Below are 7,663 nucleotides of genomic sequence, written 5' to 3' on the forward strand. Positions count from 1 at the left end.
CTGGTGGCGGCGGGCAACGGCTGGGCTGCGGCACGGGCATCGGCCTCCAGCGCGCGCGGGCTGGTCTGCGCCGCTGCAGGCACAGCCGGCCACAGCAGCAGAGCAGCCAGCAGCATGGGCGCCAGCAGCAACACCCGCCTATTTGCCCGCCGTGATGGCATCGCTGCCCTTGGCCGCCCCAGACTCGCCCTTGGTCGGCGCTTCGCCATTGGTGGCCGGCTCGGCGCCCGGGCGGCTGAACTGCAACGGGAAATCGTTGAGGATGCGCCACAGTTCGAACCAGATCGGCACGGTGTTCATCTGCACCCAGCCACGCACCTTGGCGCCCAGCCGCACCGAGCGTTCATCGGGCCAGGGATCGCGGTCAGGGCTTTGAGTCACCAAGATGCGGAACAGGCCGTTGGCCGAGGCGTTGGGGTCCATCGCTGCCACCTGTCCGTCAAAATAGCCCTTGGCCACCGACGGCCAGCCGGAAAACTGGATCGCCGGCCAGCCTTCGAACTCCAGCCGCACGCGCCGGCCGATGGTGATCAGCGGGATGTCGCGGCCATCGATGTAGAGTTCCACGACCCGCCGCGAGTGGTCCGGCACGAAGGTCGCGAGCACGTCGCCCTGCTTGACGATGGTGGCCGTGTCGATGGCCGACACGCGCATGATGCGGCCCTCGCGCGGGGCCCTGATCACCTGTTCCGACTGGCGGCGCAGGTTGACATCGATCTTGTTGATATCAGCCCTGAGCGAGGCCAGCTTGGCCGCGTAATCGGCCACCTTGATCTGCGCCAGTTCCATGTCGCGCCGCGCCGCCAGCCCTTCGCCGTAGAGGGTCTGCATGCGCTTCACGTCGCGCTGGGCGGTGGCCATCGCCTGTTCGGTGGCCGCCATCTCGGCCAGCTTCTGATCACGTTCTGCCTTCAGGCGGTTGAGGTATTCGGGATCGATGTCGACCACCCTGGCGATCGGCTCGCCAGCCTTCACGCTGGCCCCGTCGGTGACATACCAGCGCTCCAGCCGGCCGGGCACCAGGGCCGTGATGTTCTGCTGGCGGTCACGCGGATCAAAGGCGATCACCTGGCCCGAGCCCTGCGCCGTCTGCACCCACGGCACCACGATGATGAACAGCAGGAAGATGATGATGCCGGCCAGCACCAGCCGGCCGAACATGCGCATCACCGGCGGCGGGTTGAGGGTACGCAGCGTGGCGAAATGGCCCTGCGGCAGGGCCGGGCCAAGGCCAGGATCAGTCCCCATCAACGGTCTCCCGGCCAGCGGCACCGCGCAGCGCATCGAATTCGCGGACATCGCGGGTGATCAGCTGTTGCCGAAGGCCCATCCACAGCCAGCCGTCCAACTCCACCGCCTCGGGACGGTTGCTGAAATAGAGGATGGTGGTGTCGAGCTGGCGGAAATGGCCGAACACCGCGCGCAATCGCGTCAGGGTGACGGTGTCGAACAGTGGCGACAGCACCAGGATACGCGGTTCCGACAATATGGCCGCCGCCAGCTTCAGCTGCATCATCTTGGCCACGCTGAACGGCGCGCCGGTGGAAGACAGCCTGGTGTGGATGCCATCGGGCATCAGGGCGATGCGATCATCCAACCCCACGAGGCGAAGGGCCGCCATCTGCTCGGCCGCGGTTTTCGCCGGGTTCGCCAGCCGCAGATAATCGGCGATGGTCGATTCCACGATGGCAGCGCGATCGAGCACCATCACGGCCGAGCGCAGGGCGAGCGGGTCCATGATCGCGATGTCAACGCCGCCCAACGTGATCAGGCCGGCTGTCGGCTGATCGAGGCGCTTCAAGAGATCGGCGAACTCGCGCTCCATGCCGGGCACGCCCTGGCAGACCAACCGGCTGGCCTCCGGAATCTCGAGATTGAGCTCGGCCTCGCCCAGCGGCAGCGTGACCCGCACCTGGTTGAGCGCCAGACTGCCGCCCTTGGGCGGCGCCACGCCGGCGGGCGCCGCCACCTCCTGCTTCAGCCCATAAAGCAGCGACAGTTCCTCGATCGAAGCGACCAGATCATACCAGTCGTCGAGATAGGAATAGAGGCTGTTCATGCCGGCGAAGACGCCGGACAGGATCAGCTCGGCCGCCACCAGCTGGCCGATCGACAACTGCTCCTGGATCACCAGCCAGCCGCCCAGCGCCAGCAGGCCGGCGCTGGCCACGGCATAGAGGAAATAGAAGGCGATGGTCTGCGGAAACTGGAAACGGAAATGCGCCGCATGCGCCTTCACATAGTTGGCCGTCACCTGCTCGGCGCGGCCAAGCGCATAATCGATGTGCCGGGCCGACTTGTAGAAGCCGTTGGACGCCCCCACCGTCTCGAGGAAGTGGGCCGCGTTGTATTTCTCGTGAGAGAGGATGATCGAGGTCTTCATGGCGCCCTTCGACCAGATCGCCCACACCGCATAGAGCAGCACGATCAGCACCAGATTGAAGGCCAGGAAGAACGGGTGATAGAAGCTGGTGACGATGAAGCCGACAATCATCCCGAGGATGATGGTGAAGCCGCCGATCAGCAGCGAAGGCACCGCCTTCTGCATGTTGACCAGCTCGAAGTAGCGGTTGAACAGATCGATGCGCCGGTCATCCTGGAAGAAGGGATCGGCAGCATTGATCGCCCGCAATGTCACGTCCGCCACCAGCCGCGCCATGAAGCGGCGGCGGTACAGCTCCATCAGGTGGATGCGCAGCACCGACAAAAGACCGGAGATCACCAGCAGGGCGAACAGGATCAGTGACAGGGTGAACAGCGGCACCGGCAGCGCCGTATTGGCGATGCTGTTGATCAGCAGCTGCACCGAAATCGGAACGGCCAGGCCCAGAAGCGCGATCCCGATGCCATAGATGATGGCAAGCCAGAAATACGCCTTCTCCGGCCACAAAATGTCCCCGAGCCAGCGATACACCAGCCGCTTCAGGTCCATCTGCACAAGATCGTTCGCTGCCATGCCTCTCCCGATGCCTGTTGCGGCAATGTCCGCCCATGTAGGGGGGCATGGCGCCCGTGCCAAGGCCGACCGGCGGAAAAAATTACACGCGCGTAATGATGAACCTCTCGCCTTGAGTCAATTGGTGCGCGGTCACGCCAAGGTGCGCAGATGCTCGCCCAACCGGCCGGCAATCTCGTCGATCTGGGCCTCGCTGATGATCAGCGGCGGCGACAGGGCGATGATGTCGCCGGTGACGCGGATCAGCAGGCCGGAATCGAACATGGCACGGAAGATGGACTGGCCACGCACCCCCGGCTGGCCGGGGATCGGTACCAGCTCGATGCCGGCCACCAGGCCGAAATTGCGGATGTCGATGACGTGCGGCAGGCCGGCAAGGCCGTGCAGCGCCGCTTCCCAATGGGCTTCCAGGCCGCGCGCCCGCTCGAACAGCGCCTCGTCGGCATAAAGCTCCAGCGTCGCCAGCGAGGCGGCGCACGCCAGCGGGTGCGCGGTATAGGTATAGCCGTGGAACAGCTCGATCCCCGGCGTGTCGCCGGGTGCATTCACCAGCGTGTCGTGGACATGGCGGCTGGCCGCCACCGCGCCCATCGGCACGGCGGCGTTGGTCAGCCCCTTGGCCAGGCAGATGATATCGGGGGTGACGCCGAAACGCTCGGCTGCCGTGGCAGCGCCCAGCCGACCGAAGCCGGAAATCACCTCGTCGAAGATCAGCAGGATGCCGTGCTGCGCAGTGATCGCCCGCAGCCGTTCCAGATAGCCCACCGGTGGCACCAGCACGCCGGTTGACCCGGCCAGCGGCTCGACGATCACGGCTGCGATGGTGTCGGCACCATGCAGCGCGATGATCGCTTCCAGCCGGTCGGCGAGTTCAGCGCCGTGCGCCGGCTGGCCGCGCGAGAAGGCGTTGCGCGCCGGATCATGGGTGTGCGGCAAGTGATCGACGCCGGGCAGGCCGGGCCCGAAGGTTTTGCGGTTGGTGACGATGCCGCCCACCGAAATGCCGCCGAAGCCGACACCGTGATAGCCGCGCTCGCGCCCGATCAGCCGGGTGCGCTGGCCTTCGCCTTTCGCCCGCCAATAGGCCAGCGCGATCTTCAGGGCGGTATCGACGCTTTCCGAACCGGAGTTGGTGAAGAAGATGCGGTCCAGTCCTTCCGGCATGATGCCGGCCAGGCGCGCCGCCGCCTGGAAGCCCAGCGGATGGCCGAGCTGGAAGGCAGGCGCGAAGTCCAGCGCCGCGGCCTGGGCCTGGATGGCCTTCACGATCGGCTCGCGGCCATGGCCGGCGTTCACGCACCAAAGTCCGGCGGTGCCATCAAGCAACTGGCGCCCGTCGGCACTAGTGTAGTGCATGTCCTTCGCCGCCACCATCTGGCGCGGGTGGGACTTGAAATAGCGGTTGTCGGTGAACGGCATCCACCAGTTGGCAAGATCATTGGGAACGGCAAGCATGGCGCATCACCCCATAGTGTCTAAGGTTGTTTCAAGAGCTTCTCGATCTGCGGACCCAGGGCCTCGGGCTTGGTGGCCGGCGCGAAACGCTCCTGCGGCTGGCCGCGCCGGTCAATCAGGAACTTGGTGAAGTTCCACTTGATCGCCTCGCTGCCGAGCAGGCCGGGCGCCGCCTTCTTGAGCCACTGGAACAACGGATGGGCCTTGTCGCCGTTCACCTCCACCTTGGCGAACAGCGGAAAGTCGACATCATAGGTCAGCTTGCAGAAATTGGCGATCTCGGTGGCGTCGCCCGGTTCCTGCGCGCCGAACTGGTTGCAGGGGAAGCCCAGCACGGCAAAGCCCTCTGGCCCGTATTTCTTGTGCAGCGCCTCCAGCCCTTCATATTGCGGCGTGAACCCGCACTTGCTGGCGGTGTTGACCACCAGCAGCACCTTGCCTTCGAACTCGCTCAGCGGCACCTCGTGGCCATCAATGGCCTTGGCGCTGAAATCACCGATGCTGGTCACGTCGCCCTCCTGCTGGCGCCGGCCCGGTTCAGGGCTGGTGCAATCCGGCCTGTGCCGCCACGAAATGGCGCCGGCACAGGGCCACATAACGATCATTGCCACCAATTTCGGTCTGCTGGCCAGTGGTCACAGCACGGCCCTCGTGATCAATCCGCAGATTCATCGTCGCCTTGCGGCCACAGGCGCACACCGCCTTCAGTTCAGTGAGCACGTCGGCGATGGCCAGCAGCCATTGGCTGCCCTCGAACAGGGCGCCGCGAAAGTCGGTTCTGAGACCATAGCAGAGCACCGGGATGCCCAGATCATCGGCGACGCGCGCCAGCTGCCACACCTGGGCGCGGGTGAGGAACTGCGCCTCGTCAACCAGCACGCAATCAACGGTGCTTTCGGCATGGGAAGCGGCGATGTCCGCAAACAGGTCAGTCTCGGCCGCATAGGCCGACGCCGGGGCCGACAGGCCGATGCGCGAGGCGATGACCCCGGTGCCGGCGCGATCATCGATGGCGGCGGTGAACATGAGGGTGCGCATGCCGCGCTCGCGATAATTGAACCCGGCCTGCAGCAGCACCGTCGATTTGCCGGCGTTCATCGAGGCATAGTAGAAATAGAGCTTGGCCACGCGCCCCCCTTCCAGCGCGTGTCATGCGCGCTGGCTGGGCGCCCAGTCAATGCAGGCCGCTGCCCCTAGTGGTTGCCGCCGATGAAGTCGCCCAGTTCGCCCAGGATGCTGCCTTCGCCGCGGTTCTGGCCGCGGCCCATGGCGGCCTGCATCATGCGGCCAGCGAGCCGGCTGAACGGCAGCGACTGGATCCACACCTTGCCCGGCCCGGTGAGGCGGGCGAAGAACACGCCCTCGCCGCCGAACAGCATGGACTTGACGCCGCCCACGGTTTCCAGATCGAAGCCGACCGAAGGCGTGAACGCCGCCACGCAGCCGGTATCGACATGCAGCACCTCGCCCGGCGCCAGGTTGCGTTCGATCACGGTGCCGCCCATCTGCACGAACACCCAGCCATCGCCATCCAGCTTCTGCATGATGAAGCCTTCGCCGCCGAACAGCCCGGTCATCACCCGCTTCTGGAAGGCGATGCCGATTGACACGCCCTTGGCCGCCGCCAGGAACGCATCCTTCTGGCAGATCAACGTGCCGCCCACGCTGTCCAGCTTGATCGGCAGGATGTGGCCCGGCGTCGGCGCGGCAAAGGCCACCCGCGCCTTGCCGGCGCCATTGTGGGTGTAGACGGTGGTGAACAGGCTCTCGCCGGTGAGGAGGCGCTTGCCCGCGCCCATCAGCGCGCCCATGAAGCCGCCCTGCTGCCCGGCGCCATCGCCGAACACGGTGGTCATGCCGATCGCGGCATCCTTCCACACCATTGCCCCGGCTTCGGCCACGGCGCTCTCGCCGGGATCAAGCTCGATCTCCACGAACTGCAGCTCATGGCCCTTGATCTCGAAATCGATGTCGTCGGCGATGCTGCTCTGCCGGCTGTGCTGCCAGGGGTTGGGCATGACGTGCGCTCCTCAGCTTGGGGTCCGCGTCGATGTAGGACGGCTGTATTGCTTTTCCAAGACGGAAAGGCGGCTTGCACGCGCCAGCATCGTCGCTATCAGACGGGCATGACCAAGTTTGCATTTGCCACCCTGCTGCTCGCCACCGCAACACCCGCCCTCGCCGCCGAGGACGCGATGATCATTGTCACCGGCAAGGGCCTGAAGGACCTGCCTGGCGATGCCGCGCTGTCGCTGGTGGAGATCGGGCGCGACCGCATCCTGAACTCGGCCGCCAACCGGCTGGAATCGGTTCTGGCCGACATCGCCGGGCAGCAGCAGTTCCGCCGCTCCGACAGCCGGTCCGCCAACGCCACGTCGCAAGGCATCACCCTGCGCGGGCTGGGCGGCAACGCCTCGTCGCGTGCGCTGCTGGTGCTGGATGGCGTGCCGCAGGCCGATCCGTTCGGCGGCTGGGTGGCGTTCCCGGCCTATGCCACCGGCCGGCTTGACCGCATCCGCATCACGCGCGGCGGCGGCTCGGGCTATTGGGGGCCGGGCGCGCTGGCCGGCACCATCGAACTGGAAAGCGTTGGCGCCGCCACCCTGACGCCGTTCACCGGCAACATCGCCTATGGCAGCCGCGACAGTCTGGATGCGCAAGGCTCGCTGGGCCTGAAGCGCGATGGCGGCTTTGCCATGCTGTCGGGCGCCTATGGGCGGGGTGATGGCTTCATTCCCATCGTGGCGCGCAACCGTGGCCCGGTGGACCGCGCGGCGCCCTATGAACAGGCCAGCATCAATCTGCGCGTGGTGGTCCGGATCGCGCCCGACACCGAAGCCCAGGTGACCGCGACCGGCTTCACCGACAGCCGCGAGCGCGGCACCGATTTCTCGCGCAACACCTCCGAAGGCATCGACGGCGCCATAAGACTGGTCGGGCGCGGGCGCTGGGGCTGGCAGGCGCTGGCCTATGTGCAGAACCGCAATTTCACCTCCGACTTTGCCAGCGTCAACGCCGCACGCACCACCGCCACCCAGACGCTCAGCCAATATGCCACCCCGGCCACCGGCTGGGGCGGCCGGCTGGAGCTGTCACCCCCGTTGGGCGACGGCGTGACGCTGCGGCTGGGCGCCGACACCCGCCAGCTGACCGGCGAGACCAACGAGCGGTTCACCTATGTGGCGGGCGCGCCAACCCGCCTGCGTGAGGCCGGCGGCCGCACCGGCACCACCGGCCTGTTCGTGGACGGCA

Annotated in this window: 7 protein-coding genes; 1 reads left to right on the forward strand and 6 read right to left on the reverse strand. The window is 66.4% G+C overall.

The window, feature by feature from the left end:
- Positions 1-138 precede the first annotated feature (138 nt).
- The 6 genes from GJV64_RS08835 to GJV64_RS08860 all read right to left on the reverse strand — a co-directional run bounded on the left by GJV64_RS08835 (position 139) and on the right by GJV64_RS08860 (position 6,429).
- Positions 139-1,248 carry an efflux RND transporter periplasmic adaptor subunit gene (locus GJV64_RS08835; protein WP_164156892.1) on the reverse strand — a complete coding sequence of 370 codons (1,110 nt, stop codon included), beginning with the start codon at positions 1,246-1,248 and terminating at the stop codon, positions 139-141.
- The gene (locus GJV64_RS08840; protein WP_164156893.1) at positions 1,238-2,956 is read right to left on the reverse strand and encodes an ATP-binding cassette domain-containing protein; all 1,719 of its coding nucleotides are present in this window, start codon (positions 2,954-2,956) and stop codon (positions 1,238-1,240) included. The genes GJV64_RS08835 and GJV64_RS08840 overlap by 11 nt, the downstream gene beginning before the upstream one ends.
- 132 nt (positions 2,957-3,088) lie before the next feature.
- Positions 3,089-4,411 (reverse strand): aspartate aminotransferase family protein, encoded by a 1,323-nt coding sequence (locus GJV64_RS08845; RefSeq protein ID WP_164156894.1) that lies wholly within the window; start codon positions 4,409-4,411, stop codon positions 3,089-3,091.
- 20 nt (positions 4,412-4,431) lie between these two features.
- The gene (locus tag GJV64_RS08850) at positions 4,432-4,920 is read right to left on the reverse strand and encodes a glutathione peroxidase (protein ID WP_235927671.1); all 489 of its coding nucleotides are present in this window, start codon (positions 4,918-4,920) and stop codon (positions 4,432-4,434) included.
- A gap of 28 nt (positions 4,921-4,948) precedes the next feature.
- On the reverse strand, positions 4,949-5,539 hold the full coding sequence (locus GJV64_RS08855; protein ID WP_164156895.1) for a thymidine kinase: 591 nt from the start codon (positions 5,537-5,539) through the stop codon (positions 4,949-4,951).
- 65 nt (positions 5,540-5,604) lie between these two features.
- On the reverse strand, positions 5,605-6,429 hold the full coding sequence (locus GJV64_RS08860) for a TIGR00266 family protein (protein ID WP_164156896.1): 825 nt from the start codon (positions 6,427-6,429) through the stop codon (positions 5,605-5,607).
- Positions 6,430-6,537: 108 nt separating this feature from the next.
- On the opposite strand from GJV64_RS08860, the gene GJV64_RS08865 reads away from it, so the two are divergent.
- Positions 6,538-7,663: TonB-dependent receptor plug domain-containing protein (locus tag GJV64_RS08865; protein ID WP_164156897.1), on the forward strand; the 1,126-nt coding region annotated here is incomplete at its 3' end.

This window comes from Sandarakinorhabdus rubra, from assembly GCF_010994245.1.
Taxonomy (GTDB): Bacteria; Pseudomonadota; Alphaproteobacteria; order Sphingomonadales; family Sphingomonadaceae; genus Sandarakinorhabdus; species Sandarakinorhabdus rubra.

Bases quoted from the DNA above. Each gene is read 5' to 3' on its own strand.
- GJV64_RS08835 (WP_164156892.1), bottom strand. From the start codon at position 1,248: ATGGGGACTGATCCTGGCCTTGGCCCGGCCCTGCCGCAGGGCCATTTC.
- GJV64_RS08840 (WP_164156893.1), bottom strand. From the start codon at position 2,956: ATGGCAGCGAACGATCTTGTGCAGATGGACCTGAAGCGGCTGGTGTAT.
- GJV64_RS08845 (WP_164156894.1), bottom strand. From the start codon at position 4,411: ATGCTTGCCGTTCCCAATGATCTTGCCAACTGGTGGATGCCGTTCACC.
- GJV64_RS08860 (WP_164156896.1), bottom strand. From the start codon at position 6,429: ATGCCCAACCCCTGGCAGCACAGCCGGCAGAGCAGCATCGCCGACGAC.